The sequence below is a fragment of the Corynebacterium sp. HMSC061H03 genome, assembly GCF_001838215.1.
GTDB lineage: Bacteria > Actinomycetota > Actinomycetes > Mycobacteriales > Mycobacteriaceae > Corynebacterium > Corynebacterium jeikeium_D.
The window spans coordinates 41,013-67,297 of sequence record NZ_KV836047.1; the positions used below are offsets into that span (position 1 = coordinate 41,013).

Below are 26,285 nucleotides of genomic sequence, written 5' to 3' on the forward strand. Positions count from 1 at the left end.
GGTGGTCGGACGGGCATGTAATTGGGCTCTTTGGATACCCCTGAACAGCGTTACAGGGGGCAGGCTGGGGTGTTTTGTCGCGGGATGGAAAATGGGGGCAATTTTGGCAGCGGTGGGGAACAGCCATTTCAGGGCAGTGCGTATTTCTATAGTTAAAAGTATTCCAGCCGGCCCAAACCTGTAACGCATGTGCGGACATGTGACTGGTGTGACTGCTGTGGCGACATGGTTTTCGATTTTTAGGTTGATGTTCGAAAAATGGCTACTTGTTGCCGCCGTCGATAGGTGTCGTATTAACTATCGCCAAGTGAATCGCACGCCGATGCATCACGCGTGCATTCCTACTGGAGAGCCGCCATATTTGGCCTACTCCGACCGCAAGTCTTCGCATCGTTAAAAGGAGCCCGTGACAGATGGCAACTCGCACCGTACGTAACCGCAGCATTGCTCGCATTGCTGCACTCTCTCTAGCCGCAGGTATGACCTTTGCGGGATTCGGTAATACCGCACATGCTCAGGACCTGCTGAGCGTTGATTCCATCACTCAGACTGTCACCGACGCCATTGGTGAAGTCACCGGTACTGGTTCCTCCAGCGCGACGCATAGCTGGAGGAACTCCAATGTGACGCGATCCGTTGAGGTCAATGGTGTCGCGGGTGCCGTCGTCAAGCCTGGCGATGTCGTGACCTTTACTCTGACCTACACGGACAACAACATCTGGGGTGCGAAGTCCTACATTCAGCGCATGACCGATGTCATTCCGGATGGCCTGCAGTACGTGGCCAACTCGGCGACGTACAAGGTCGGCGACGATGAGTGGGCAAACCAGAACGAGTCAGACAAGTGGCTGGAAATCGTTAACAACGGTGCGGTGGAGTTTGCAGCCGACAGAATCACACAGGCATGGGGTTCCCCGACCACGTCGACTGTGAGTTTCAAGTGGAAGTACCGCGTCACGGACGCAATTGCCGACGGTGCGTTGAATACCGGAACCGAAATCCACTTCAACCCGAGCAATTCGGTGGAGAAGCTGCATGACATGGGGCCGAAGCTCACTGTGAAGCGGGAGGCGCCAGCTCCGGATATTCCGGGTATTCCGGATGTCCCAGGTGGCTCGCTGGGCTCCCCGAGCCTGCCGTCACCGGGCTTCCAGTCCCCGGGGCTGCCGTCGCCGGGCATTAACCGCTAAGTAATTCCAGCTTTTCCACCGCGCCTGTTTTCAGGTTTTCACAGAGAGTTTTCCCATCATGCGCAATATGCACTCCAAGAACATCGCGGCCTCTCGTCCGCGACGTCGCTCCCGTACCGCCATTGCCGCAGTTACCCTCGCAGCTGGCTTGACCTTCGGTTTCGGCGCTCCTGCCATGGCGCAGTCCCCGGGTCTGCCCTCGCCGAGTCTGAACTCGCCAGGACTTAATTCGCCTGGTCTGACCCTGCCGGGCTCGAGCGCCCCGAAGAAGAAGCTCGGCACCATCGGTGGCCCGGCATGGTCTGCTGATGTTTACTCGCAGATTATCCGCGGTAAGGAGGTCCGACCGGGTGACGAGGTCACGATCCGTATTGAGGTCGTCGGTGTCAACGGCAACGCCAAGCTGCGGGGAATCGGCCACAACATCCCGGCTGACTTTGAGCTCGTTCGTGTGACTCGCCAGTCGCAGGACAATATCCTCGGCGGCGGTATTTACACGCTGAAGGAGGGGAGTACGTCAACACCGAGCGCAACGGTAATCGTCAGGTGCGCCTGTCCTGGACGGAGGGCGGCTTCCTCGGTGCCTTCAAGGACAACCCGACTGTCAGCAGTTCGAAGTCTGTCTCCGTTGACTTCACGTACCGGGCTCCGGACTACGAAGGTGAGTTCGACAACGGCGGCTACGCCCACGTGGGCGCGCTTTTGAGCCCCAACGAGAACTGGGTTGTCGGCGGCGAAAAGGTAGTCGTGAACAAGAATGCGAAGCCGTCGTGGTGGCCGTTCTAACGACTGTTCTAGGTCGCGATTAGCGGCAGTTCTCCAGGGATGAGTAAAAACTTCCCCAGATAGAGAGCGAATTACAGAACGTAAACCCCCGGTCGCATGCGGTCGGGGGTTTCGTGTGTCCGAAATTTGCCACACGTAGTTTTACGGAGACAATTTAATTGCTCCGACCAACGTGTACTGTGGCCTGAAACAATACGGGCAAATTGCTAAAACCGGTAAGCTCGGTCTTGCTGTAATACAAACCCAGCGTCATGCTGGCGGACGGTATTGAGGAAAAGGTCGAACAATGGCAACGAATCGGAGCAACCACTCGGACGACTCGTTCGGTGAGTGGAGCATAAATCCGGGCACGTCAGATGATCAACCCTCCGCTGATACGCCGGCAAATGCGTGGAGCGCTGTGGATGGGTCACAGTGGGAGCAGCCTGAGGGGCAAACCCAGTATCTGCAGCAGCAGTATCCACAGTCCCAGCAGCCTGAACCATACCGCCCTGCCCCCTATGTTCCAGGTCCGCAAGCTGGCCCGGCTGCTGCGCCGCGCAATGACAACAAGGGGCTGACCATCGCGGTTATTGTCCTGGCACTCGTTGCGGTCGCTCTCTTCGTCGGCGCAATGGCATACTTCTACTTCTCCGATTCGAAGGGAGTGAATTCGGCCGGCAGCAACTCGCCCCAGTCGGTTCAGTCCGCTAGTGCTGAGGATTCCTCCACGTCGTCGACTGCTGAGCAGAAGCGTCGCGCTGAAGGGTTCCAGCCGCCATCGAATTGGCGCCACTGCTCCGGCTCAGGCGATCCGGGTGATTTGAACTTGGTATATGCAGAAGATGTCGGCGGTAACACGACGACCTGTCAGTTTGCCACCAACGTCCGCAATTCCTTCGTTGAGCAGTATCAACTTACGAAGAAGCTCAACGGTACTGTCACCGCTAGCAGCCCAACAACAGGCAAGACATACAGCATGACCTGCCGCGATAACGGTGAGGTTGTCACTTGTACCGGCGGTACGAATGCGACGGTGCACATTGTCTAAACGTCTCCGAGCGGCTCTGGCCGCAACCGCCGTCGTCACGCTCGGCCTTAGCGCCTGCACCATTGGCACCGATTCGGCGGGCATGCCGTCGCCGACGCTGTCCAATCCGCTTGACGACGGCCCCGGCGGCGCATCCTCCGACGGGAAAGTTGTGCCCGGTGAGATGCCTCGCGAAGTTGTCGAGGCCGTGAAATCCGCGCAAAAGGAACTCGGTGGTTTGGCCGGCGCCGCTCTGGCAACGCCGGATAAGGATTCCGAAGTGGTTTCCACGGGTGACTTCAAAACGGGTCCGGCCTGGTCGACCTCCAAGGTGCCGATTGCGGTGGCTTATGTGCGCCAATCGGGCGTGGATTCCCTGGTCGAAGACGCAATCACGGTTTCCGATAACGATGCGGCTGAGTCCATGTGGTACTCCCTGGGCGATGACGCGACCGCGGGCGCGACCACCGACGAGATTCTCCGAGAGGGCCACGACACCCGCACCGTCATGGGCACTGACCGCATCCGTGCGGAATACACCGTCTTCGGGCAGACGCAGTGGGATTTGCGCGACCAGGCTATTTTCGGCGCCAATTTGCAGTGCATCGAGGCGGGCCCAAAGGTCGCTGACCTCATGGGACAGATTGCCGACGAGCAGTCCTACGGCCTCGGACGCATCCGCGGCGCCCACTTCAAGGGCGGTTGGGGTCCCGATGATGAAGGCGTCTACCTTGTGCGGCAGTTCGGCTATCTGCCGGGCAAGAAGCCGGGCACCTTCGTTGGTGTAGCTATCGCAGCCCAGCCTGACGACGGCACCTATGAGACCGGCCAGCAAATGCTTGACCGCATCGCAAAGGCGATTGAGCGCAGCGGTGGCGCGACCACCGGCCGCGCCGGTAGCTGCTAGCTGAGCGATAGCTGTTAGCGCTCAATTCCTAGCGCAGCCAGCAACTGCGAGGTCTCGTCCTCAGTAGTGATGGTGATACGAGCACCTTCGCCGGCAAAGCAGCGGATGAGAATGTTGCGCTGCGCCAAGAAGTCACCGAGATCCGTGGTGGTGGCCACCGAGACGTCGTCAAGCAAAGAGAGATCCGCAATCCGACCCTCGTCAATCCAAATGAAGTTGGCCTGCGAGTTCGGCAGCACCGTCTCGCGGCCGGTGGCGGCGTTGATGGCCTCTGTGACGGCGACGCGCTGTGCGCGGACCTCAGCAATGCGGGCGGTGAGCTCTTCCTGTGCGTCGAGCGAGGTGAGCGCGGCAATCTGCGCGAGAGTGTTTACGGAGAAGGGGATAGCGACCTTATTCACGGCCTCCACAAGCTTGTCCGGGCCGAACATGTAGCCCACACGAAGCCCGGCCAAACCGTAGACCTTGGAGAATGTGCGCAGGCCAACCAGGTTGGGGTAGGTATCCAGCAGCTCATGCGCCAACGGGGTAGCAGCATGAGTGGCCTCGTCCACCAGCTCGATGTACGCCTCGTCGAGAGCGACCACAACATCGCCCGGAACCTGCGCCATAAACTCCGCGAATGCCTCGCGAGTGATGGTCGTGCCCGTCGGGTTATTGGGATTACAGACGAAAACCAGGCGTGTGCGGCCGGTGATAGCGGCAGCCATTGCCGAAAGATCATTGCGACCCTGCGCATCCAGCGGCACCGGCACCGGAGTAGCCCCAGCGACGCGAGCGAGAATGGGGTAGGCCTCGAAGCTGCGCCACGGGAACACGACCTCATCCCCATCCGCACAGGTGGCCTGCACGAGCTGCAGGCACAGAGCAGAGGAGCCGCAGCCGACCGCGACCTGCTCCATGGGCAGACCCAGGTGCTCGCCGAGCTTAATGCGCAGGTCAACCGCGCCCATGTCCGGGTAGCGGTTCGGGCTGGTGGTTGGGTCAGCGATGGTCTGTGAGATGGCCTCTACCACCGAGGGCAGTGGCGGTTGGGTCATTTCATTGGACGCGATCTTCAGCGCGCCGGGCACAGCCTTGCCCGGGACATAGGCCGGAACCTGCTCGAGGTCGGCACGGGTTTTGGGCTGAACTGAAGATGCATCGTTGGTCATAGGCCTAACTGTAGAACATGGCCCGGATTGGGCAGTACAGAATCCCCGCAAAATCCCAAGGTGTGGTCGCTATTTGTGGCGCCGTATTTGGTGGCTCCGCGGGTGTTTTGCTTTTCAATTCTTGTGTTCTGTAGGATTGGCTGCGGTTATTTGGTCTCGTCCACGCAATGGCGAACAGCTTTGCTGAAGCGGGATCGATGCCAGTGGTTTTGGAGGCGTGCCAGAGCGGCCGAATGGGGCTCCCTGCTAAGGAGTTGCCTGTCTTGCGACGGGCCGGAGGTTCGAATCCTCTCGCCTCCGCCACACGCGCCCGTAGCTCAACGGATAGAGCATCTGACTACGGATCAGAAGGTTAGGGGTTCGAATCCCTTCGGGCGCACCATGCAGACCCGCACCTTGTAGGTGCGGGTCTTTTTGTTTTATTACCTGGCAGTGCAGCGCGAGCCGGGGCATTGCGGGGCGGGGCAGCGCGGTCCTTCACTTGTGGCCAGGGTTCGGCCACTTATCGATGGTTTCTCGTGGCCTGTCGATGGTTTTGCGCCACTTATGCGCGCGCTGTGGGTGCTACGTGTGCACTTGTCGATGCGCTGTTCACTTGTGGCCAGGCTATAGCGAATCGATAGGTGAACTATGCATCGATAAGACAACGAACCAGCTCCCTTGCTTCAGCAACGCGCAGCAACAGGTAGCAAAGCGCAGCAACAGGCACCAACCCGGACCTGCCGCCCGACTCGCCACCTCCCTGAGCAGCCACGGCCGTACCTCCAACACCCCCGCGCAGCCTTTGCCCGGCTGAATCCGATTAGCCTGGCCTTGTACTTGGTCAATCGGGGCCTCCGCCCCGCGACGCTTCCGCCCCGCGCCGCCCCGCGCCGCCTCGCGCACCGGGGGACATTTTCCTATCCTGAACAGTTGCAATAGACTTAGACCCCGGTTGCCCTCCCCGTATTTCGATAGGAGCCTTGATGGACGCCCGTCTAGCCGTTCGCCGTAAGCCCGAGTTCCGCAATGAGGAAGCTACGCTGCTGTCCTCGATCGGCCAGGACGGCGAGGTGGCAATCTACTATCTCTACGATGCTTTCGATGCGACGGAGGAGGATCTTGTCGCGCTGCGTGAGTCGGTAGTTGCTGATTCGCGTGTCGACGAGCTGGTCGAGCTCCCGGCCCCCGCCGAGCTGGGGAACTACCTTGCTGTCGAGCCGCTTCCTGGCCAGTACGACCAGCGTGCCGATGCCGCCGAGCAGGCCCTGCGCCTGCTCCGCCCGGAAACGCAGGCGCAGATCACCTCGGCAACGCTGTACGTTTTCGATGCTCCGGTGAATGACGCCGTGCGCTCCTTCCTCATCAACCCGGTCGAATCGGGGGAGAAGAACCTGAGCGTCCTGCGCCGTCCGAGCATGGGCGAGATCGAGCCGCTGAACGAGTACCCGGGCTTCACCGAGCTGGATGACGAAGGCCTGGCCGAGCTGCTCGCAGCCGACGGTATGGCCATGTCGCTGGCCGACCTGAAGACCATCCAGGATTACTTCCGCTCCGAGGGCCGCACTCCGACCGAGGTAGAGCTGTCCGCGCTGGATACCTACTGGTCGGACCACTGCCGCCACACCACCTTCAACACCGAGCTGACCTCCATCGAGAACAACGAGCCGCGCTTTGCCGCACAGCTCGACCGCGCGCTGCGTCGCTACGACGAGCTGCGTGAGCTCAACGGCCGCACCCACAAGCCACGCACCCTGATGGACATGGGCACCATCATGGGCCGCGAACTGCGTCGCACGGGTGTCATGGATGACCAGGAAGTTTCCGAGGAAATCAACGCTTGCTCCGTCTACGTCGATGTCGAGGGCGATGACCGCAAGTGGCTCCTCATGTTCAAGAACGAGACTCACAACCACCCGACCGAAATCGAGCCATTCGGTGGTGCCTCCACCTGTCTCGGTGGCGCTATCCGCGACCCGCTGTCGGGTCGCTCGTGGGTCTACCAGGCCATGCGTCTGTCCGGCGCAGGTGACATCAACACTCCGCGCGAGCAGACCCTCGAGGGCAAGCTGCCGCAGCGCGATATTTCCTTCCGCGCCGCAGCCGGCTACTCCTCCTACGGCAACCAGATCGGTCTGGCCACCACTGGTGTGCGCGAGCTGGTCCACCCGGGATACGTCGCTAAGCGAATGGAACTCGGTGCCGTCGTCGCCGCTGCCCCGGCAGACAACGTCAAGCGCCTCGAACCTGCGCCGGGCGATGTGGTGATTATGCTCGGTGGCCGCACCGGCCGTGACGGCGTCGGCGGTGCGACCGGCTCGTCGAAGGCTCACGATGAGGACTCGCTGGGCCGTTCCGGCGCCGAGGTACAGAAGGGCAACCCGGTCAACGAGCGCAAGATTCAGCGCCTGTTCCGCCGCGAGGACGTCGCCACCAAGATTGTCCGCTGTAATGACTTCGGCGCTGGTGGCGTGTCCGTTGCGGTCGGTGAGCTGGCTGACTCCATCGACATTCACCTCGAGCGCGTGCCGCTGAAGTACGCCGGTCTGAATGCCCGCGAAATCGCGATTTCCGAGTCCCAGGAGCGCATGGCGCTGGTCGTGCGCCCGGAGGACGCTGACTTCATCATCGCCGCCGCTGCCGAAGAGAACATCGAGGCCGTCGCGCTGGCAGACATCACCGACACCGGTCGGCTGCGCATGTTCATGGGCGACGAGGTCGTGTTCGACCTCTCCCGTGAGTTCATCGACACCAACGGCGCCGACCGCGCCCAGAACGTCGAGATGGTTGCTGCGGAGGGCGGCGTCGTAAAGCAGGCTCCGACGAGCGTACTGGAGTCGCTGCGTGCGGCGACGGCGGGCTCCCAGGAGGGCATGATTGAGCAGTTCGACTCGACCGTCGGCCGCTCCACCGTGCTCATGCCGTACGGCGGTGCGACGCAGAAGACCGACGAGCAGGCGTCGATCCAGACGCTGCCGGTCGATGGCGGCACGAGCACCGCGTCCATCATGACCTGGGGTTACTCGCCATCGCTTGCCGACGAGTCCCCGTACCTCATGGGCTCCTACTCCGTCGTGGAGGCACTAGCTAAGCTCGCAGCGGCCGGTGGCGATCCGCGCGGTGCCTGGCTGAGTGTGCAGGAGTACTTCCAGCGCCTGGACCAGGATCCGCAGCGCTGGGGCGAGGTTGCGCAGGCTCTGCTCGGTCTGCTCGAGGCTCAGGACGGCTTCCAGGTTGCGGCCATTGGCGGTAAGGACTCCATGTCCGGCACCTACGGCGAGGACCTGCACGTGCCGGCGACACTGGTGACCTTCGCAGTTGCCGCGATGGACGAGACCGACGCCGTATCCGCTGCAATCCCGGCCGGTAACTTCGACCTCTACCTGTTTGCGCACAAGCCGCTCGAGTCCGGGGAACCGAACTACGAGCAGCTCAATGAACTGTTTGCTGCTGTGCGCGAGCTGCGTCCGGCTGCGGCCTCGGCTGTTACCAACGCGGATCTGGCCGCGACTCTGGTCAACATGGCTGTGGGCAATGGCGTGGGCCTGGAGGCATCGCTGCCGGAGGCTCCGCTGGGTTCCATCGTTGTGGCTGTTCCGGCTGGTCAGGCTGTTGAGGGTGCTGTTGAGGGTGCCGTTGCGGAGGCCGTTGCGGAGGCCGTGAAGATCGGTGCCACCGACGAGTCGGGTACCTTGCGCTTCGGTGCGGAGTCCTTCACGGTCGCTGAGGCTCTGGAAGCGATGGAGTCCGGTTACCGCGAGGTCTTCCCGCTCAATGACTACGAAGGCGAGGCTCTGCCAGAGTTCGCCAACCAGGTCAACGAAACCGAGACCGACCTGCAGAGCCCGGGCAAGAAGGATGTCCACGTGCTGCTGCCGGTCTTCCCGGGTACCAACTCCGAGTACGACATGGCCGAGGCGTTCGTCGCGGCTGGCGCTACCTACGAGTTCCACGTGATTCGCAACCTAACTCCGGCAATGCTGGCGGAGGACACGAAGGCGTTCATCGAGAAGCTCAAGGACGCTGACATCCTGGCATTCTCAGGTGGCTTCTCCCTGGGCGACGAGCCGGACGGATCTGCGAAGTTCATCGCCGCGTTCCTGCGTTCCGACGACGTCGCAGCCGCCGTCAAGGAGTTCGTGGCCGGAAACGGTCTTGTGCTCGGTATTTGTAACGGTTTCCAGGCGCTGGTCAAGTCCGGTTTCCTGCCGTACGGTGACCCGGCGCAGCTCCGTGAGGATTCGCCGACCCTGGCCCACAACCGCCAGCTGCGCCACGTTTCCCGCATCGCCACCACCCGCGTGGCTACCGTGAATTCCCCGTGGCTGCGAGGTTTCGAGCCGGGCCAGACCCACCTCATGCCGGTTTCTCACGGTGAGGGCCGTTTCGTGGTTTCCGAGGACGAGGCTCGCCGACTGTTTGAGGCCGGTCAGGTCGCTTTCCAGTACGTCGATACCGATGGCGATGCCGACGGTGGTGCTGAGGGCGTGCCGACGATGCAAGCACCAGCTAACCCGAACGGTTCCTCCTACGCCATTGAAGGCATTGTCAGTGCTGACGGCAGGATTCTGGGCAAGATGGGCCACCCGGAGCGTTTCCGCGAGGGCCTGATGCGCAACATTCCAGGCATTGGTGAGCAGGACATCTTCGGCAACGCTGTCCGCTGGGTCCGCGGCGAGTAGTTCCTCGGTTTCTCCGGTCCGCGCCGGTGCTGGACTCCGGGGGCCGGTTAGACCGGGGTAACCGCAACGAAACCTGTTGTTAATGTGCAACGGATATGTACTTGAATAAGTGCCCAAAAAGGTTGCGTGAACAGGCGATTTTGTAAAACTTCGCAGGATGAGTAAAGTATCTATTCGTTGCAGGGGCCGAGGGAATTACCCCAGAGTCGCTGAATAACAACCAAATGCGCCCGTAGCTCAACGGATAGAGCATCTGACTACGGATCAGAAGGTTAGGGGTTCGAATCCCTTCGGGCGCACAAAGCAGACCCGCACCGATAAGGTGCGGGTCTTTTTGTCTGCCCGACTTGTCGACGGTTCTCCGGCACTTATGCGCGCGGTATTGGCTCTGCCTGCGCTCATGTCGATGAGCTATTCACTTGTGGCCAGGCTATAGCTCATCGATATGTGAATACCTTATCGATAGGTGAGGGGCGGAATTGCCAGGTGAGGGGCGGAGCGGTGAATCAAGCAGGGAACCAGAGTATTCGTGCCTTTTCGTAAGTGAAGTCGACACGAAGTCCGCATTTCCGCCCACCCGCATCCGCAAACGGCCACCGCCACCCGCAAACTACATCCGCAAACCGCACCCGCACCCGCAAACTGTCACCGCCCACCTGCACCCATGAGCCCGTCCACCCACGAGCCACCCCAAACCCCAAAACCCCAAAACCCCAAACCCCAGCGCCTCAGTATTCGAAGCATCTCAAACTCGCAATATCCGACTAACGGTCTAGACTGTGGAACCATGATTCGTACTGAGTCCATTCTTGACCTTGCTACCGTAGCCTCGGGGCAGTCCCACGCCGACGCCCTACAGGGCTCCATCGATTTGGCGCAGACAGCGGAAAGGGCTGGTTATCAGCGTATTTGGTACGCAGAGCACCACAATATGAACTCCATCGCGTCCTCGTCGCCGGCAGTTCTTATCGCAGCCGTGGCTGCAAAAACCGAGAGCATCACCCTCGGCTCCGGCGGCGTCATGCTGCCGAATCATGCACCGCTGACGGTCGCGGAACAGTTCGGCACGCTCGCGAATCTGTACCCGGATCGCATCGAGCTGGGGCTTGGTCGCGCGCCGGGCACGGACCAGGCCACTATGCGCGCCCTGCGGCGTGACCCGCGTTCGTCCGATTCCTTCCCGCAGGATGTGCAGGAGCTGCGCGGTTACCTCTCCGACGAGTCGCTGATCAAGGGCATCAACGCAATTCCGGGTCGCGGCACCCATGTGCCGCTGTACATCCTGGGCTCCTCGCTCTTTGGTGCTCAGCTCGCGGCAGCGCTCGGCTTGCCGTACGCATTTGCTTCGCACTTCGCTCCGGACGCGCTTCGCGATGCCATCGCGGTCTACCGTGAGCAGTTCCAGCCTTCTGAGCAGCTGGATAAGCCGTACGCTTTTGCGGCTATGAACGTGATTGCGTCGGAAAGCGAAGAGGATGCGCAGCAGCAGTACTTCGCTACCCGCAGGAACATGGTCAGGCGTTTCCTCAGCCGCGGTGGGCATCATCTCACTGACGATGAGGCAGAGATTCTGATGGATACCCCGCAGGGGCGCCAGGTGCAGAACATGTTCCGTCATACGGCAGTCGGCACGGTGGCACAGGTGCGTGAGCAGATTGCGCAGTTCGGTGAGTACTCGACGGCGGATGAGCTGATCGTGGCTCATCAGTCGTTGAAGGTTCCTGACCGACTGCGTTCGGTGGAGCTCACCGCGGAGGCCACGGGGCTGACCGCGTAAGGCTCCAGGCCCAGGAGTACGTCGAGGCACGCGGCCTTAAGTCGCCCTCTTACTCCACCGCAGCCAGTGGCAGCGCCTTTTCGCTGGCAAGCTGCATGATTTCGGCGTTGGTGCGCTCGCGGAGGAAATCCGCAAGTTCCTCGCGGTTGCTCGCGCCAGTGGCCTCGGTCAGGGCGGCGGCAAAGTGCGGCTCCAGCGCCGCCACGGCCGCGTAGCCGTCGGCGCTGGGGTAGAGGCCGTACGTCCACAGGCCGCCACCGAGTAGTCCGCCGGGCGCCGTCATGCCGTACTTCAGCGGCGCGGCTCCGGCCTCACCAGCCTGCTTCAGGCCGATGCGGCAGTGCAGTCCAGGCTGCTTTACGACGTCCGCCCCAGCACCCGCCCGCTTAATCAACCCGGCAAGGGCAGCGGTGACCGCAAAGTGTGCGCCCAGAATGTCGCCCAACAGCACCGGGGGCATGGCCGGAGGCGTGAGGGTTCCGGCCTCTGCCTGGTAGGTCAGGTCATGGCCGGGTGTTTCTGGAGCTTCGGTATCACCGACAATGTCGATATGTACCGGCCCATTCGGGCGCTCGTGGAGGCCCGCCAGTCCCATGCGTTCCAGCGCGGAGGGGCGAACCGAGGTGATGACCACATCGGCCTCATCGATCAGCGAGCTCAGCTGTGCGCGCCCCTCATTGCTCTTCAGATCCGCCTGGATAATCTCGTGACCTGCGGACATAGCTTCATACCAGGAGCGGCCGAAGGAACCGAGCGGGTCGCCTGTGGGTGGTTCGACCTTAATCACCCGGGCGCCTAGCTGGCCCAAGTGCTGAGCGGCCAGTGGTCCCGGTACGTTAATGGCGAAGTTGACGACAGTGATGCCTGCGAGGCTGGTGTGCAGCTCGGGGGAAAACATAGTTCTACACTAGAACACATCTATCTGCCCGCCGACGCTTTCGGCCAACTTCAACTGGTTGATCCAGCCGCCCTCGCCGACGCGCAGTCGGAAAATCGGGCGGTGAGCAGGGCGAGCCTCGTAGCGGACACGGGCAATCTGACCGGTTTTGGCCAGGTCCATAGCGGTTCCCTCGGTGGCCAACTGGGTGCGCGCGGCGGTGAGGCGCTCGATGACGTCGTCAAGCGCGGTGAGCACGGGTTCGGTGTTGTTCTCACACCAGGACATGACCATGTCAGGAGCAGCGGCGGCGACGCGGGTGCAGTCGCGGAAAGAGCCGGCTGCAAGCGAAATGGCCAGGGGGCCACCGGCTTCACCGGCGGCGGCAATTGCGTAGGCCGCTAGGTGTGGCATGTGGGAGATGCGGGCGACGCTGGCATCGTGGTGATCGCTCAGCGCTGGAATGAGTTGACTGCCAAGAGCTGCTCCCAAGTTGGCGACCTGCGAAAAGACTTCAATCCACCGCTCCGGGACGGGCTTGCCTGCAGCGTCGGCAGCAGCTGCCAGGTCGTAGGTGATGACCCAGGGGGCGCCGTCGAAAAGCCCTTCGAGCGTGGCGGACCAGCCCGCCTGCGCGGAACCCGCCATTGGGTGCGCGCCGACGAAGCGTTCCTCCATCCCGCGAGCGGAGACCTCGGCGGCGACGGCCGCCTTCACGGAGACCACATCCGTGATGCCACAGCTGGGGGCGTGCTCGTTGATCGCGTCGAGCATCGTGCCGACGACTGTCATGGGGGTGCCAATTACGATGAGCGCGCGGCTGGCCTCAGCGCGCTCGAGCGTGGCTTGAAGATCTGTACTGGCGTCGAATCCCTCCTTCGTGGCTTCCTCGACCGTCGGGGACGAGCGATTCCAACCGAAGCATTCGACGTTATGGGCCCGCAGGTCGCGCATCATGGAGCCACCGATGAGGCCCAAACCGAGGATGCATACCGCGGGTAGTTGTGCAGCTGACAGGGAGGACGAAGCAGGGGAGGGGGACTCGAAATTGCTCACCTGACAAGCATGACATACAGCGACTAGCGTTGTGGGTTATGAGCACGACCTTTTCCGGAGGGTACACCTCCGATGACGACCGCTCCTTCGCGGTTGCCGTAACTATGGGGGAGCGCGGTTGGCGCGTCGTCGATCTTGGGGACGACGCCACCGATTCCCTCGCTGACGCTGCACAGGCGCTGCGCAATCTGCGTTCGGAGCGCGCCGCTGTCGGAATGCTCAATATCGACGACGATTACTTTATTCTCGTGCGCCAGGGCGTTGGGTCGCTGCGCGTTGTGCTTTCCGACGCCACCGCCGCCGTCACCGACGACATTGCGGCAGATGTGTTCGACGAGCTGGATCTGGATATCCCCGACCTCGACGAGGACGAGCTCGACGATGTCGACGCCTGGGCCGAAGGAGATATGGATATCCTCGCTGACCTGGGCTGTTCGGAGGAAGCCCTGGAGTCCATCTGTGACGATCAGTCGCTGTGGGCGTCCGAGCAGCTTCTTGCCATTGCCGAGGAGCTGGGGTGCGCCGAGGAGCTCGCCGATGTCGCCGACCTGGATTACGACGGCGACGATGACGACTATGATCCCTATGACGACTAACCCTGACAAAGGTCATCTGGCCGGGCGGCCAAGCGCCCTTGCGGCCAGCCAGCCAGCTGGTCGGCCAGGCGCCCTGCCCCGTCGAAAACAAGACATTCTCGACGAAGAGTGGATGCGCCTGGCTATCGCCGAAGCTGCTCACACGGCCCCCGGGGATGTGCCGGTGGGAGCTGTGGTCGTGGATGCCGAGGGCAGGGTTGTGGGCCGGGGCTCGAACCGTCGGGAAGCTGATGGTGACCCGCTTGCCCACGCCGAAGTCATTGCGTTGCGCGAGGCCACCCGCGCTGTTGGTGACGGCTGGCGGCTGGAGCAGTGCACGTTGGTCGTGACGCTGGAGCCGTGCGTGATGTGCGCCGGCGCGTGCGTCATGGGGCGCGTGGGGCGCGTGGTCTTCGGCGCGTGGTCGCCCAAGACCGGCGCGTGCGGCTCAATCGCCGATGTCATCCGCGATCCCGCCCACGCATTCACGCCGCAGGTGCGCGGGGGTGTGCTTGCCGACGAATGCTCCGTTTACCTGCGGGAATTCTTCGAGCGGCAACGGCAGTTGGAAGCGTGAGCGGGGTCACAGTTAGGTCACAATTCCCGTCGTGGCCGTGACGGGTCTTCATTTTCACGTACCGTCGGAACTAGTGGAGCTGCTAGACGGTGGCTCTAGAGAATAGATAAGTCGTTTACATAGGAGGCTTACATAATGAGCGAGCTGCAGAACAAGGCCGACGAGTTGGGCGGCAAGGTTAAGGAAGCTGCCGGCGACGCCGTTGGCAACGACGACCTGGCAAACCAGGGCAAGGGCGAGCAGGCTGCTTCGAAGGTCAAGCAGGGTGCTGAGGACCTGAAGGACAAGGCTACTGAGACCCTGGGCAAGCTGACTGACAAGTAAAGCGCTTAGTTCTCGGGTAGAGATAACCCCAACCGTCTCCGCGTCTGATATGCGGAGGCGGTTGGGGTTCTTTGTGTTTCGATGGCCGGCTGCCAGCGTTGGGGCTGGTTACAGCTTCTGGGCCACCAGGTCATCCAGTGGTTCGGCGGACAGTAGGTACGGGGCGATCTCGAAGACGGTACGGGCACCGGTCTCGCCGGCCTGCTTCAGGCGGTAGGCAGCGCGACCGTAGGCAACCTGGACAGCTGCGGTGAAGTCGGGGTTGCGCTCCAGGTCGAGGCCGAACTCGATGACGTGACCGGAAGTACCGGCCTGGCCGCGGGTAATGACCTGGCCACCGTGCGGCATGCCCTGGTGGTCGCGGTCGAACTCCTCCTCGGAGATGAAGTCCACGATGGTCTCGTAAGGGGCAAAGTAATCTGGCATGGTCACGATGGTTTCGCGGATCTGCTCCTTGAGCTTGGCGTCCTCGTCGGCGTTGCCGGTCTCTTCAGCGACGACGAAACAGTGGCGCAGGTGGCATTCGTTGCCCTTCAGGTCTGCGCCCTCGCCCTTCTTTACGGCCTCGATAGCTTCCGGGTTCGGCTTGGTGTACTGGACACCCTTCTTCACTCCCGGCACACGACGCACGGCATCGGAGTGGCCCTGCGACAGACCCGGTCCCCAGAAGGTCATCTGGTCTGCGCCCGGCAGGATAGCAGCGCCCAGGACGCGGTTCAGGGAGAACAGGCCCGGATCCCAGCCGGTCGAGATCATGGCGATGTTGTCACCTTCGCGGGCGGCGGCGTCCATGGCCGCGCGGTGCTTCGGAATCTCGTGGTGGTTGTCGTAGGTGTCGACCGTCGTAAAGTTCTTTGCCAGCTCAGGGGCCTGCTCCGGGACATCGGTGGCCGAGCCGAGGCACACGAACAGTACGTCTACCTCATCCTTGTACTTTGCGACATCCGCCGCCGGGAGTACGCGGGCCTCAGTGTCCAGCGAATCGCGACGGGAGAAAACGCCGACGAGTTCCATGTCCGGCTGGTCAGCGATGACCTTTTCGACGCTGCGGCCCAAGTTGCCGTAGCCGATGATGGCGGAACGAATCATGAGGGAGAACCCTTTCTGTGTGGCTGTACTTCTGTGTTTAAGTTTCTAGATTTCAAGCTACAGACTATTCCTTACATATCTCAGCGGGCGTTGGCCACCCCGAATAGCGCGGTGGAGGGTTGACGGGCTTGGGGTGGCGCAGGATGTAGTGCAGCGAGAGCGGCTTGGCGAAGGCCTGGCTACTCTGACCTGGGGATTTGGTAGATAAAGGGGCTACCTGTAACGTTTTCTAGCGGTGACGTGTCCGAGCGGCCGAAGGTGAAGCACTCGAAATGCTTTGTGCGGTAACCCCGTACCGAGGGTTCAAATCCCTCCGTCACCGCCAATAAAACCCCCGGTGGTTCCTTTAAGTAGGAGCCCCGGGGGTTTTGCATTTAATCGGCCCTGATTGTCTGGGGGTGGTGGAGGTGTGGGAGGTGTCCGTCGTAAAGCGGCAAATGGTGAGGCGCCCGACCTGGAGCACCTAAATCACAAAATTAACATCAGTAACACACACCCCATTGTTCACGTTTATCCGGGAAGTCCGCTACTCTTAGCAAAAGTATTTCCGGTTTTTATGTCGTGCCCGCCCCCAATGACCGTGTCAGCGCCAGAGTTGATGTTGGCCAATCCGGGGTGGTCGCTAGCATCGGAGTAGCGAAGAGGCTTCAAACTGCAGGTGAAGTCCGAGGGAGTGCTTGGGTAGCGCGAACTTGGGGAAGCTGCAGTTGGGGGCGGTCCAGGCGAATATTAGACGTAAGGGAAACTTGACATGGCAAAGGCCTTGTTCAAACTCGGCAGGTTCTCCTACCTGCATAAATGGACTGTGATCATCGCGTGGTTCCTGATTTTGGCGGGGCTGGGCGGTGCAGTTGCCGCATTCCAGAAGGGGTTCATCGACCAGTTCTCGATCCCCGGCATGCCGTCGGCAACGGCTTCGCACGTGATTGAGGAAAAGTTCCCCGATGTTCCGAACCCAATTCGAGAGCAGCGTATTTATGTCGCCTTCGAGGCCCCCGAGGGACAGAGGCTCGATGCCCCACAGAATAAAGAAGCTGTTGACCAGGTCATTAACGGCATCCGCGACAATGTCGGCCAAATCGCCGACGATTTGCAACTTCACAACCCGGTAGACCTCAATCCGAAGATGCAGGCGATGGTCAAGGAACAGGGCATGGCCGCTGGCCTGCCCAAGGATGTCGCCGAGGCCGATGCCAATGCCATGCGTACCGTGTCCGATGACGGTCGCTACGGTATTTCCACCTTCGTTTTCGATGCCAAGATGCCGCAGGACATCGAGCCGGAGAATATGCAGGCGCTTCTCGACGCGATGCAGGCTGGTCGTGACGCAGGTATCAAGGTCGAGGCCTCTGGCCCGGGCATGCAGCCCGCGATTGAGGTGGCTCCGACCTCGGAGATTATCGGTGTGACCGTGGCGTTTATCGTGCTGGTTGTCACCTTCGGCTCTCTGGTGGCTTCGTTCCTGCCTATTGTGACGGCGGTAGTGGGTATCATCATCGGTGTCTTCGGTGTGACATTGATGACCGCATTCACTGACGTCAACTCGATTACCCCGGTGCTTGCCGTCATGTTCGGCCTGGCTGTCGGTATTGACTACGCACTGTTCATCCTCTCTCGCTACAGGGCAGAAAGAGCCCGAGGGATGACCAACGAAGATGCCATCGGCATGGCTACCGGTACGGCTGGCTCCGCTGTGGTTTTCGCAGGCCTCACTGTGATTGTCGCGTTGGCAGCGCTGACGGTGGCCAAGGTGCCGTTCATGTCCCTGATGGGTATTTCGGCGGCAATCACGGTGGCCTTCACAGTGCTGGTCTCTCTGACCCTGCTGCCGGCAGTTATGTCTCTGCTGGGCGACAAGGTCTTCGCTGGCCGCGTGCCTGGTGTTGCCGGCAACCCCTCGCGTAATGCGCGCAAGGGACGCCGCTCTTCCTTCTTCGGCGAGATGACGATGGGACGCCGCTGGGTCACCTTCGTCCACAAGGCCCCAGGGTTGTTCCTGGTCGGCTGTATCGTCTTGCTGTTGGCGTTGGCCTACCCGGCCATGCACTTGAAGCTGGCGCTGCCGTCGGACTCTACTGCGGCGAAGGACAGCACGAACCGCAAGGCCATCACCATGATTGAAGAGGGCTTCGGCGCGGGACGTAATTCACAGCTCATCATTATTGCCAAGTCGGATGATGTGAAGCCCGACGCACCGGTGCTCAAACCGCTTATCGAGTCCCTGAAGCAGACCAACCCGGAACTCTCTGACATCGAGGCCGCCCGTAAGGCTTCCTATAGCTACGCTGTCGACCAGTTCAAATCCAATGTCGGTGTCGAGCACATCCAGATGATTGGCATGAATCATGACGGCACTGCGGTCAAGATGATCATGACCCCGAAGTCGGGTCCGCTCGATCCTGCGACCAAGCAGCTGATGAACGCGGTGCGCGATCAGCAGAAGCAGATTGAGCAAACCACCGGCCTATTCACCGGTGTCACTGGCCTGGTTCCTATCGAAATTGACATCACCGACCGTCTCCAGGGCGCAATGCCGCTCTACTTGGGCGTTGTCGTGGGTCTGGCAGTGATCCTGCTGCTGATGATTTTCCGTTCCCTGATGGTGCCGGTGACTGCTGGCGTGGGCTTCTTGCTCTCTGTCGCAGCCGCATTCGGTGTCACGGTGGCATTTTTCCAGGATGGCCTCTGGGGTGTGATTAGCACTCCGGGGCCGCTGGTCAGCTTTGTGCCAATCTTCCTCATTGGTGTGACGTTCGGTTTGGCCATGGACTATCAGGTCTTCCTGGTTTCCCGCATGCGTGAGCATTACACCCACAACAAGGGTGAGTCCTCACCAGAGTCGAAGTACAACGCGGTCGAAGAATCGGTCGTTGAAGGCTTTACTCTTGGCGCTCGTGTGGTCACGGCCGCTGCGATTATTATGATCTCCGTCTTCGCGGCGTTCGCCGGGCAACCCCTGGCGATTATCAAGGTATTCGGTTTCGCGCTGGGTGCCGCAGTGCTTTTCGACGCCTTCGTTATCCGCATGACCTTCATCCCGGCAGCCATGTTCCTGCTTGGCCGCGCTACTTGGTACATGCCGAAGTGGCTGGACAAGGTGTTGCCTTCTGTGGATGTCGAAGGCTCTGCCCTGGAAGAGGTTTCCGAGGAGCTGGTGGAGAAGGGCCGCCGCGAGCGTATGGCTCGCGGTGAGTCCCTGTTGCCCGAAAGCGAAGGCGCTGGGCGTGGCTTTGGCGACGCTGACGCTGATGAGGACGAAGCAGACAGTGCTGCTGGTGAAGTCGGTGCTGGCGCGGCAGGTGCAGCGGGCGCGGCGGGCGCAGCTGGTGGTACTGCTGTGGCTGTCGCGACCAAGAAGCGTAACCGCTGGATTCCGAAGCGGAAGAAGGCAAAGCTGAAGGAGCTCGAACCCGCTGACCAGTCCGAGCATGCCGAACAGTCCGCGCGCACTGAGCAGGCCGAACTGTCCGCCCCGACGGCGCCAGCTGAGCCAGAGCAGCCGGCACAGCCAGAGCAGGCGGAGCAGCCGGAGCCGACCGAACAGCTCATGCAGCCCGCGCCAGCTGAACCAACCGATGCCCAGCCGAACCCGGAAAGTGCCAAGGACGTCGAGGTCCGCCCGTACTACAGCCCGGCTCGTAAGCGGAAGAAGATTACGGTTGCGGAACTGATGAGGCGCGAAGGACTCGAAGAGGAAGCGCCACGTCGTAGCCGCGCCGTGTGGGACCCGGAAAACGCTGCCCAACCCGAGGAAAACGACAGCGCTGAGTAACGTGCGAATAGCACCCAGGTAACCTCAAGGCATTAGCACTGGACCACAACCAAGGAGCTTCATGTCGCAGTCGAGGACGACGGGCTTTGACGTCGTAAAGCAAATCGAAGGCGCGCGCGGACGTGCTGGCACCATCCACACCCCGCATGGTGATATTGCTACGCCGGCGTTCATTCCGGTCGGCACGAAGGCGACCGTGAAGACGCTCACGCCAGAGCAGGTGCGATCCACCGGCGCGCAGGCGATGCTGTCGAACGCGTACCACCTGTACCTGCAGCCCGGCGAGGAAATCGTCGACCAGGCCGGCGGGTTGGCAAAGTTCTCCAACTGGAACGGCCCGACATACACCGACTCCGGCGGATTCCAGGTGCTCAGCCTGGGCGCAGGCTTTAAAAAGACCCTCGCGATGGACGTCACCGGCATGCAGAAAGACGACATCGTCGCCGAGGGCAAAGAGCGCAACGCGTTCGTCGACGAGGACGGCGTGACTTTCCGCTCGCACATCGATGGCTCCGAGCACCGCTTCACGCCGGAGGTGTCCATGCGTATTCAGCACGCGCTGGGCGCCGACATCATGATGGCGTTCGACGAGCTCACCACGCTGATGAACACCCGCGGCTACCAGGAGGCATCCGTCGAGCGCACGCACCGCTGGGCGCGCCGTTGCCTGGAGGCTCACAACGAGCTGACGATTTCGCGCGGTCAGGTCGATGCGCATGTCCATTCGCTTGACGACGGCCAGTTGCCCATCCAGCAGTTATTCGGTGTCGTGCAGGGTGCGCAGTACGAAGACCTGCGTCGAAAGGCCGCCCGCGGGCTGGTGGAGCTCTCCCGCGAGTTCGAGGACGCCGGCCAGCTCGGCTTCCACGGCTATGGCATTGGTGGGGCGATTGAGAAGCAGAATCTGGGCCTGATCTGCGGTTGGGTCAACGACGAGCTTCCCGACGACCGCGCCCGCCACCTGCTGGGGATCTCCGAGCCGGACGATATTTTCGCCGCTGTCGAGGCCGGTGCCGACACCTTTGACTGCGTGGCTCCGACCAGGCTTGCCCGCCGTGGTGGTGTGTACACGCTCGATGGCCGGATGACCTTGACGAATGCCCGCTTCAAGAACGACTTCCGCCCCGTGGATGCGGAGGTGCCCTCCTATACTTCGCTGAATTATTCCCGGGCCTACCTGCATCATCTGTTGAAGGCCAAGGAGTACCTGGCTGGCACGCTGTGCACGATTCACAACCTGTTTTTCATGGTGCAGCTGGTGGAGAACATTCGCGCTGCGATCCTGGAGGACCGGTTCTTCGAGTATCGCGATGAGTTCATGGGCCGCTACTACGCCAACGGTGGTCGTGCGGTGGGGAATTAGGGGCCGGCTGGGGCTGGGGTGTGCTGGGGAGTGCTTGGGTCGGTTGGGCTGTGGCTGGGCTGGGGCTAGGCTTCTACCTTTTCGCACTTCACGACAGCCATGTCACCTCGTGCCATCTGTGGAGGTGGCATGAGGTGACACCAGTGGCGTGAAGTGGCAGGGAACACCCGAATCAGTCCAGTGGCGTGAAGTGACGGCTGGGCGGGCCCGGGGGGAAGCTCAAAACTAGACCTAGCTCTACTGCGCGAGGCAGTCTCAACCGGCATCATGGAGGACATGATCACGGTTGAACGACTCAGCAAGAAGTATGGCTCGAAATTAGCCGTCGATGACCTGTCCTTCACCGTTCCCGACGGTGTAGTGACAGGTTTTCTCGGCCCAAATGGCTCCGGCAAGTCCACCACCATGCGCTGCATGCTGGGCCTCGATACCCCGACCACGGGCCAGGCCTTGTTCACCGGGACGGATTCCCAGGGCAACACCTACAGCAACCAGCCCTTTTCCACGCTGAAGAATAAGCCCAGCATCGCCGGCGCAATTCTGGATGCTGGTTGGCACAACAAGGCTCGTTCGGGCCGCGCTCATCTGCGGGCCCTCGCCCGCGGCGCCGGCATCCCCGACACCCGCGTGGAAGAGTGCCTTGAGCAGGTCGGTATGACCGAGGCTGCGAAGGACAAGGTCGGCGGCTACTCGCTGGGTATGAAGCAGCGTCTGGGAGTGGCGGCGGCTCTGCTCGGCAAGCCGCAGCATCTGATTTTGGATGAGCCGGTCAACGGCCTCGATCCCGAAGGCGTCTCGTGGATGCGCCACACCATCAAGGCCCTGGCCGCTCAGGGCTGCGCAGTCCTCGTGTCGTCGCACCTCCTTTCCGAGATGCAGCTCACCGCCGACCGCATCGTCGTCATCGGGCGCGGCCGCATGATTGGCGAGTACAGCATGGATGAGTTCCTCGCTGACGGCACGGTCATCGAAGTTGAGGTCGATGATCCGGCACGGCTGCTGCAGGCGTTAGGGCCGGTGGCGCAGGGGGTTGACGTCGATAAGCAATTGCGCATTCCGCTTTACGACGGCATCAGCGAGCAGCAACTCCGCCGCGACATTGCGGCCGCTGCCCTGCGCGAGGGGCTGCTCGTGACGCGATTGAACACGAAGCGCGACAACCTGGAGGAGAAGTTCCTGGCTGCGACCCAGGAATCGCAGGAGTACCGCGCGCAGGCGATTGGGCAGTAGGGGAGTGACTGAGATGAGTTTTGGAAACGCTTTGCGGTCGGAATGGACGAAGCTGGCTAGCCTGCGCAGTACGTGGGTGTATGTGGTGCTGTTGGTCGGGTCGATAGCTGGGCCGATGGCGGCTTTCAGTATGGCGGCCGATGAAGGGGCGACCGTTGATTGGGAAATGCTGCTGTTGGGGACAGTGATCTTCAACATGATTGTGATTGCCTTTGGCGGTTCCACCCTGGCGGGTGAGTACAACGATCAGATGAATGCGCATGCGTTCTTGACACAGGATCGCAGGAGTCTGTGGCTGTCCGCGCGGATGACGCTGACGCTGGTTGTGCTTGCCGCCTGCTGGGTCATCGGTGTGGCTCTCGCCTGGTTGGCGGTGACGGTTTCGCCGCGCGTGGAGTTCAAGGGCGGTGACGCTGCCACGGACATGCTCACCGGAGTGCTTGGCTTTGTCGTGTTTGGGCTGATCGCGATGTCGCTGGGAGTGTTGACTCGCTCGCGCGTGGCCGCTGTCGCAATTCCGCTGGTGTGGATCCTGGTGGTGGAGAGCATGCTGGAGTTCGCGGCGCTCGCGTATGCGATTTTCCGGCCCCTGTGGCTGGTCACGCCGGGTGCACGCATTCAGCAGTTGTCAACGCAGCTGGGCGGTCTGATGGCAAACCCGGAGAATCCACGCCTCGGGTTTGAGGCCGGGATGACGCAGCCGATGTGGTTCAACATCGTGGTGCTGGTGGCCTGGATCGTTGTGGCGGTTGGCGTTGCTCTTTGGGCCAATGCCAAACGGGATGTGAAGTAAAAAACAAAAAGTGCCGCGACTACTCGCATCTCAGGCGAGGTCGCGGCACTTTTTTCGTCGTTAAGCGGGAACGTGCGTGTCGTAGTAGCCTTCGCGACGCTTGACCCACGCGATGACGGCGTAGGTGAGTGGCATGACTACGATCTCGACGGCGGTCTTCCAGATGAAGCCGACGATGACGTAGTTGACGAAGGTGCCCCAGGTGTCGATGCCGATCGCGGTGGCGGCGATGGAGCAGAAGATGAGCGTATCGACGAACTCACCGACCACAGTCGAGCCCATCAGGCGCGCCCAGAGGGCCTTTTCGCCCGTGCGCTTCTTAATGGCGTTGAGCGACCAGGCGTTGAGCAGCTGGCCGACGACATAACCGGCCAGACCTGCGAGAACAAGCTGCGGGACGGTGCCGAGCACGGTGGTGAATGCTTCCTGATTTTCGTACCACGGTGCCGCCGGGAGCTTGATGGCGGCAAAGAAGCAGAGCATTGCGCCGGCGAGGATGGCGAAACCGGTCCACACGGTGCGGCGGGTGGCTTTGTAGCCGTAGCACTCGGAAAGCACGTCGCCGATGACGTAGCTCAAGGGGAAGAGGAAGAAGGCACCGTCGGTGGCCAGGCCGAAGATTTCCACGCCCTTGGTGGCGGTGATGTTGGAGACGATCAGCACGCCAATGAAAATGGCCGTGAACATCGGGTACAGCGATTTCGGTACCGGGATGTGGCGTGGCGTGGTTGCTGTGGATTCGGACTTTACTGCGTTCTCGGGCGCGTGCGAGGTGCTCACAGCGGCAGCCTCGGCGTTGCCCGGCCCAGACTTGGGCAGGTTTTCGTTATTTGTCACGGGAGGGAATGTTACCTGCCGGCTGGGGCTCCAAGCGAGTGCCGATGAAGTCTTCGAGGTTGAATTTTTCTAGCGAGAGCCGAAATCTCCGGGAGTCCAGTCTCTCTGCTAACCGCTAGGGCTTCTTCTCATCGTTAATATTTTTCATACGCATGCTGCAAATAAATAGTGCAATGCAGCTAACGATGAGAGCAACTAGAGAGATTTCAGAATAGAGCAATGCCCTGTCGGCCTTTGCAGTGACAGCGGTTGCGCTCATGTGAGCAGTTTGCTGAGCAAGCTGCCCCAGCGTATACATGCCATTTGCGATACCTAGTATGCAAATAATGCTTACCGCTATTCCTGCAATGGAAATGAACTGTAGTGACTTTAATTGTAAATGTGGTGACATTGCTCACCTCGGAAAGATCCACTTACGAAAAGACGGGCGCACATCATTCCAGGTTGGATATCAAAGTTTTTGAGCGGTGCATGTCCGTTATTCCCTGGTTGAGTAATGCGTCAGCGTTATATGGGCTTGCAGAGGCTGTTCCTGGATGCATTGCGCAAAGAGATGTGACGGTAGCGCTTACAGCGAGGACTAATGATGTGAATTTACGACGGGTTATGTTTCCCTTTTTAGTCATTATTGAGTGTCCTCAAATATGTTTGATAGGCCAACATGGGAAACTATAACAAAATAATTAATGCCCTATGGGGGTTAAGGGCGTTATTTTGGTAACCGTCTAATCTGGGGGTAGCCGATAGTCAATATATAAGATTGTATGAACTTTAATTGGATGAAGGGATTGTCGCATTTCTTCTAGTCGGCTCGCTAATCTGTAATAGTGGCCAATTCAAAGCAAGCGATAACCGTCAACAGTTCAAAGCTCCTACCTCCCACCGGCCGCTACGCCCCTTCGCCGACCGGTCGGCTGCACCTGGGAAACCTGCGCACCGCAGTGCTGGCCTGGGCGCACGCCCGCGCGCAGGGTGGCCGCTTCATCGTGCGTATCGAAGATATCGACCGCCAGCGCTCCCGCCCCGAGTATGAGGCGCAGCAGCTCGCCGATCTGGAGGCCATCGGTATCGACTGGGATGGCACTCCGGTCTGCCAGTCAGAACGCTCTGACCTGTATGAATCCGCGCTCGCCGACCTCACGCAACGCGGCTTGACTTATCCCTGCTTCTGCACGCGCCGCGAAATCCTCGCCGCCTCCTCCGCGCCGCACGGCGTGCCAGGTCAGTATCCCGGCACGTGTCGTTCGCTTGACGACGAGCACCTCGCCGCGAAAAAGGTCGAATTTGCGGCGGCGGGGAGAAGGCCGTCGATACGCCTGAAATCGCAGGTGCGTGAGGGGACTGCGACCGATGAGCTGCATGGCGAGATTACCGCCCCGATCGATGACTTTGTCCTTCAGCGTGCCGATGGCATGTGGGCCTACAACCTCGCGGTCGTCGTCGATGATGCCGAGCAGGGTGTGACCGAGGTCGTGCGTGGTGATGACCTGATGTCCTCCGCCCCGCGCCAGGCGTACCTGGCTGGTCTTTTGGGGTATGCGACGCCTTCGTTCGTGCACGTGCCGCTGGTGGTGAACTCTGAAGGACGGCGACTGTCCAAGCGTGATGGAGACGTGACTCTCGGCGAGGTGCCCGCGGATGCAGTGCAGCGGTGGATTCTGGATTCGCTCGGTGGCGGTAACGGCAGTGATGGTGGCGGTGTTGGTAGCGATGGTGGCGGTAATACAGAGATCGACTCCATCGCTGACCTCCCGGAAGCCCTACGCGCGGGCTTGAAAATTCCTCGCGAACAGGTGATTTTCTAGGGTCCGCTTCGTTACCCTCGGGGCATGCCTACTCTTCTTGTCGTCCACCATTCCCCGACCCCGCTTCTGCAGGAAGTCTTAAGCCACGCGCTCGAGGGGGCCAATGACCCCGCGCTAGAGGGGGTGGATGTCAAGGTCGTCGAGGCTCTCGATGCCACCATCGACGACCTGACCAGTGCTGACGCCATTCTGCTCGGCACCTCCGCCAACTTCGGTTACATCTCCGGCGCGCTGAAGCACTTCTTCGACACCACCTTCCGGGAGGCGCAGGAAGCCACTAAGGGGCTGCCATTTTCCTACTGGATCCGCGGCGGTTTCGACACCACCGGCGCGGAAAATGCCATGAAAACCATCACGACCGGCTACAAGTGGGAGCTTGCGGCCGAACCCGTCGTGTTTGTCGGTTCGCTTGACGACGACATCTCCGACCGCCTGGTAAATCTCGGTGGCACCATGGCTGCACAAATCTTGGGTTGATTGAACAATTGGTATCAATGTTGTGA

At 61.0% G+C, this 26,285-nt stretch carries 21 protein-coding genes and 4 tRNA genes; 19 read left to right on the forward strand and 6 right to left on the reverse strand.

What is annotated here, in order from left to right; genetic code table 11:
* Nucleotides 1-413 precede the first annotated feature (413 nt).
* From HMPREF2787_RS00395 to HMPREF2787_RS00415, 4 genes are all read left to right on the forward strand, one after another.
* Nucleotides 414-1,190, forward strand: coding sequence for a hypothetical protein (locus HMPREF2787_RS00395; RefSeq protein ID WP_070858098.1), 777 nt, complete (start codon nucleotides 414-416; stop codon nucleotides 1,188-1,190).
* Between the two features lie 58 nt (nucleotides 1,191-1,248).
* Nucleotides 1,249-1,896, forward strand: a complete 648-nt coding sequence (locus HMPREF2787_RS10970) for a hypothetical protein (protein ID WP_141763251.1) — start codon at nucleotides 1,249-1,251, stop codon at nucleotides 1,894-1,896.
* Nucleotides 1,897-2,262: 366 nt separating this feature from the next.
* Complete coding sequence (locus HMPREF2787_RS00410; RefSeq protein ID WP_016421838.1) at nucleotides 2,263-3,006, forward strand: hypothetical protein; 744 nt, start codon at nucleotides 2,263-2,265, stop codon at nucleotides 3,004-3,006.
* Complete coding sequence (locus tag HMPREF2787_RS00415) at nucleotides 2,999-3,892, forward strand: hypothetical protein (protein WP_242451355.1); 894 nt, start codon at nucleotides 2,999-3,001, stop codon at nucleotides 3,890-3,892. The genes HMPREF2787_RS00410 and HMPREF2787_RS00415 overlap by 8 nt, the downstream gene beginning before the upstream one ends.
* 14 nt (nucleotides 3,893-3,906) lie before the next feature.
* Here the strand turns inward: HMPREF2787_RS00415 and HMPREF2787_RS00420 are convergent, their stop codons facing one another.
* Nucleotides 3,907-5,046 (reverse strand): histidinol-phosphate transaminase, encoded by a 1,140-nt coding sequence (locus HMPREF2787_RS00420; RefSeq protein WP_070858101.1) that lies wholly within the window; start codon nucleotides 5,044-5,046, stop codon nucleotides 3,907-3,909.
* Nucleotides 5,047-5,257: 211 nt separating this feature from the next.
* On the opposite strand from HMPREF2787_RS00420, the gene HMPREF2787_RS00425 reads away from it, so the two are divergent.
* From HMPREF2787_RS00425 to HMPREF2787_RS00450, 5 genes are all read left to right on the forward strand, one after another.
* Nucleotides 5,258-5,349, forward strand: a tRNA-Ser gene (locus HMPREF2787_RS00425).
* A gap of 3 nt (nucleotides 5,350-5,352) precedes the next feature.
* Nucleotides 5,353-5,428 (forward strand) — tRNA-Arg (locus HMPREF2787_RS00430).
* Between the two features lie 583 nt (nucleotides 5,429-6,011).
* On the forward strand, nucleotides 6,012-9,707 hold the full coding sequence (locus tag HMPREF2787_RS00440) for a phosphoribosylformylglycinamidine synthase (RefSeq protein ID WP_070858103.1): 3,696 nt from the start codon (nucleotides 6,012-6,014) through the stop codon (nucleotides 9,705-9,707).
* 226 nt (nucleotides 9,708-9,933) lie between these two features.
* Nucleotides 9,934-10,006: transfer RNA gene (locus HMPREF2787_RS00445), tRNA-Arg, on the forward strand.
* Nucleotides 10,007-10,494: 488 nt separating this feature from the next.
* Entirely contained in the window at nucleotides 10,495-11,484 is a 990-nt protein-coding gene (locus tag HMPREF2787_RS00450; protein ID WP_070858104.1) for an LLM class flavin-dependent oxidoreductase, read from the forward strand.
* Nucleotides 11,485-11,533: 49 nt separating this feature from the next.
* Here the strand turns inward: HMPREF2787_RS00450 and HMPREF2787_RS00455 are convergent, their stop codons facing one another.
* Nucleotides 11,534-12,382 (reverse strand): CoA transferase, encoded by an 849-nt coding sequence (locus HMPREF2787_RS00455; RefSeq protein WP_070858105.1) that lies wholly within the window; start codon nucleotides 12,380-12,382, stop codon nucleotides 11,534-11,536.
* Between the two features lie 9 nt (nucleotides 12,383-12,391).
* Nucleotides 12,392-13,417: a prephenate dehydrogenase gene (locus tag HMPREF2787_RS00460; RefSeq protein WP_069359005.1), complete on the reverse strand. Its 1,026-nt coding sequence runs from the start codon at nucleotides 13,415-13,417 to the stop codon at nucleotides 12,392-12,394.
* Nucleotides 13,418-13,455: 38 nt separating this feature from the next.
* On the opposite strand from HMPREF2787_RS00460, the gene HMPREF2787_RS00465 reads away from it, so the two are divergent.
* From HMPREF2787_RS00465 to HMPREF2787_RS00475, 3 genes are all read left to right on the forward strand, one after another.
* A complete protein-coding gene (locus HMPREF2787_RS00465; protein ID WP_005510946.1) occupies nucleotides 13,456-14,013 on the forward strand; it encodes a tRNA adenosine deaminase-associated protein in 558 nt (185 codons plus the stop codon).
* Nucleotides 14,003-14,569: a tRNA adenosine(34) deaminase TadA gene (gene tadA, locus HMPREF2787_RS00470; protein WP_371441136.1), complete on the forward strand. Its 567-nt coding sequence runs from the start codon at nucleotides 14,003-14,005 to the stop codon at nucleotides 14,567-14,569. Before HMPREF2787_RS00465 ends, tadA begins: the two co-directional genes overlap by 11 nt.
* 135 nt (nucleotides 14,570-14,704) lie before the next feature.
* Nucleotides 14,705-14,893 (forward strand): CsbD family protein, encoded by a 189-nt coding sequence (locus tag HMPREF2787_RS00475; RefSeq protein ID WP_005510930.1) that lies wholly within the window; start codon nucleotides 14,705-14,707, stop codon nucleotides 14,891-14,893.
* Nucleotides 14,894-15,001: 108 nt separating this feature from the next.
* Here the strand turns inward: HMPREF2787_RS00475 and HMPREF2787_RS00480 are convergent, their stop codons facing one another.
* Nucleotides 15,002-15,982 carry a diaminopimelate dehydrogenase gene (locus HMPREF2787_RS00480; RefSeq protein ID WP_070438887.1) on the reverse strand — a complete coding sequence of 327 codons (981 nt, stop codon included), beginning with the start codon at nucleotides 15,980-15,982 and terminating at the stop codon, nucleotides 15,002-15,004.
* Between the two features lie 234 nt (nucleotides 15,983-16,216).
* Here HMPREF2787_RS00480 and HMPREF2787_RS00485 point away from each other — a divergent pair.
* The 5 genes from HMPREF2787_RS00485 to HMPREF2787_RS00505 all read left to right on the forward strand — a co-directional run bounded on the left by HMPREF2787_RS00485 (nucleotide 16,217) and on the right by HMPREF2787_RS00505 (nucleotide 23,140).
* Nucleotides 16,217-16,307: transfer RNA gene (locus HMPREF2787_RS00485), tRNA-Ser, on the forward strand.
* Nucleotides 16,308-16,733: 426 nt separating this feature from the next.
* Entirely contained in the window at nucleotides 16,734-19,754 is a 3,021-nt protein-coding gene (locus HMPREF2787_RS00490) for an MMPL family transporter (protein WP_070642843.1), read from the forward strand.
* Nucleotides 19,755-19,815: 61 nt separating this feature from the next.
* Nucleotides 19,816-21,117: a tRNA guanosine(34) transglycosylase Tgt gene (gene tgt / locus HMPREF2787_RS00495; RefSeq protein ID WP_069359011.1), complete on the forward strand. Its 1,302-nt coding sequence runs from the start codon at nucleotides 19,816-19,818 to the stop codon at nucleotides 21,115-21,117.
* Between the two features lie 276 nt (nucleotides 21,118-21,393).
* Complete coding sequence (locus tag HMPREF2787_RS00500) at nucleotides 21,394-22,347, forward strand: ABC transporter ATP-binding protein (protein WP_070858115.1); 954 nt, start codon at nucleotides 21,394-21,396, stop codon at nucleotides 22,345-22,347.
* 13 nt (nucleotides 22,348-22,360) lie between these two features.
* Nucleotides 22,361-23,140 (forward strand): ABC transporter permease, encoded by a 780-nt coding sequence (locus HMPREF2787_RS00505; protein WP_070858106.1) that lies wholly within the window; start codon nucleotides 22,361-22,363, stop codon nucleotides 23,138-23,140.
* A 60-nt stretch (nucleotides 23,141-23,200) separates the two neighbouring features.
* On the opposite strand, the gene HMPREF2787_RS00510 is transcribed toward HMPREF2787_RS00505, so the two are convergent.
* Together HMPREF2787_RS00510 and HMPREF2787_RS00515 are read right to left on the reverse strand one after the other, a co-directional pair.
* On the reverse strand, nucleotides 23,201-23,977 hold the full coding sequence (locus tag HMPREF2787_RS00510) for a queuosine precursor transporter (protein ID WP_070858107.1): 777 nt from the start codon (nucleotides 23,975-23,977) through the stop codon (nucleotides 23,201-23,203).
* A 115-nt stretch (nucleotides 23,978-24,092) separates the two neighbouring features.
* Nucleotides 24,093-24,368 (reverse strand): hypothetical protein, encoded by a 276-nt coding sequence (locus tag HMPREF2787_RS00515; protein ID WP_246824112.1) that lies wholly within the window; start codon nucleotides 24,366-24,368, stop codon nucleotides 24,093-24,095.
* A gap of 436 nt (nucleotides 24,369-24,804) precedes the next feature.
* Between HMPREF2787_RS00515 and gluQRS the strand changes: the two genes are divergently transcribed.
* The gene (gluQRS, locus tag HMPREF2787_RS00520) at nucleotides 24,805-25,782 is read left to right on the forward strand and encodes a tRNA glutamyl-Q(34) synthetase GluQRS (RefSeq protein WP_070858109.1); all 978 of its coding nucleotides are present in this window, start codon (nucleotides 24,805-24,807) and stop codon (nucleotides 25,780-25,782) included.
* 24 nt (nucleotides 25,783-25,806) lie between these two features.
* Nucleotides 25,807-26,259: a flavodoxin family protein gene (locus HMPREF2787_RS00525; protein ID WP_048731355.1), complete on the forward strand. Its 453-nt coding sequence runs from the start codon at nucleotides 25,807-25,809 to the stop codon at nucleotides 26,257-26,259.
* Nucleotides 26,260-26,285 lie beyond the last annotated feature (26 nt).

Bases quoted from the DNA above. Each gene is read 5' to 3' on its own strand.
- HMPREF2787_RS00410 (WP_016421838.1), top strand. From the start codon at position 2,263: ATGGCAACGAATCGGAGCAACCACTCGGACGACTCGTTCGGTGAGTGG.
- HMPREF2787_RS00500 (WP_070858115.1), top strand. From the start codon at position 21,394: ATGATCACGGTTGAACGACTCAGCAAGAAGTATGGCTCGAAATTAGCC.
- HMPREF2787_RS00450 (WP_070858104.1), top strand. From the start codon at position 10,495: ATGATTCGTACTGAGTCCATTCTTGACCTTGCTACCGTAGCCTCGGGG.
- HMPREF2787_RS00455 (WP_070858105.1), bottom strand. From the start codon at position 12,382: ATGTTTTCCCCCGAGCTGCACACCAGCCTCGCAGGCATCACTGTCGTC.
- tadA (WP_371441136.1), top strand. From the start codon at position 14,003: ATGACGACTAACCCTGACAAAGGTCATCTGGCCGGGCGGCCAAGCGCC.
- HMPREF2787_RS00465 (WP_005510946.1), top strand. From the start codon at position 13,456: ATGAGCACGACCTTTTCCGGAGGGTACACCTCCGATGACGACCGCTCC.
- HMPREF2787_RS00440 (WP_070858103.1), top strand. From the start codon at position 6,012: ATGGACGCCCGTCTAGCCGTTCGCCGTAAGCCCGAGTTCCGCAATGAG.
- HMPREF2787_RS00515 (WP_246824112.1), bottom strand. From the start codon at position 24,368: ATGTCACCACATTTACAATTAAAGTCACTACAGTTCATTTCCATTGCA.
- HMPREF2787_RS00490 (WP_070642843.1), top strand. From the start codon at position 16,734: ATGGCAAAGGCCTTGTTCAAACTCGGCAGGTTCTCCTACCTGCATAAA.
- HMPREF2787_RS10970 (WP_141763251.1), top strand. From the start codon at position 1,249: ATGCGCAATATGCACTCCAAGAACATCGCGGCCTCTCGTCCGCGACGT.
- HMPREF2787_RS00475 (WP_005510930.1), top strand. From the start codon at position 14,705: ATGAGCGAGCTGCAGAACAAGGCCGACGAGTTGGGCGGCAAGGTTAAG.
- HMPREF2787_RS00525 (WP_048731355.1), top strand. From the start codon at position 25,807: ATGCCTACTCTTCTTGTCGTCCACCATTCCCCGACCCCGCTTCTGCAG.
- HMPREF2787_RS00395 (WP_070858098.1), top strand. From the start codon at position 414: ATGGCAACTCGCACCGTACGTAACCGCAGCATTGCTCGCATTGCTGCA.
- HMPREF2787_RS00420 (WP_070858101.1), bottom strand. From the start codon at position 5,046: ATGACCAACGATGCATCTTCAGTTCAGCCCAAAACCCGTGCCGACCTC.
- HMPREF2787_RS00505 (WP_070858106.1), top strand. From the start codon at position 22,361: ATGAGTTTTGGAAACGCTTTGCGGTCGGAATGGACGAAGCTGGCTAGC.
- HMPREF2787_RS00480 (WP_070438887.1), bottom strand. From the start codon at position 15,982: ATGATTCGTTCCGCCATCATCGGCTACGGCAACTTGGGCCGCAGCGTC.
- tgt (WP_069359011.1), top strand. From the start codon at position 19,816: ATGTCGCAGTCGAGGACGACGGGCTTTGACGTCGTAAAGCAAATCGAA.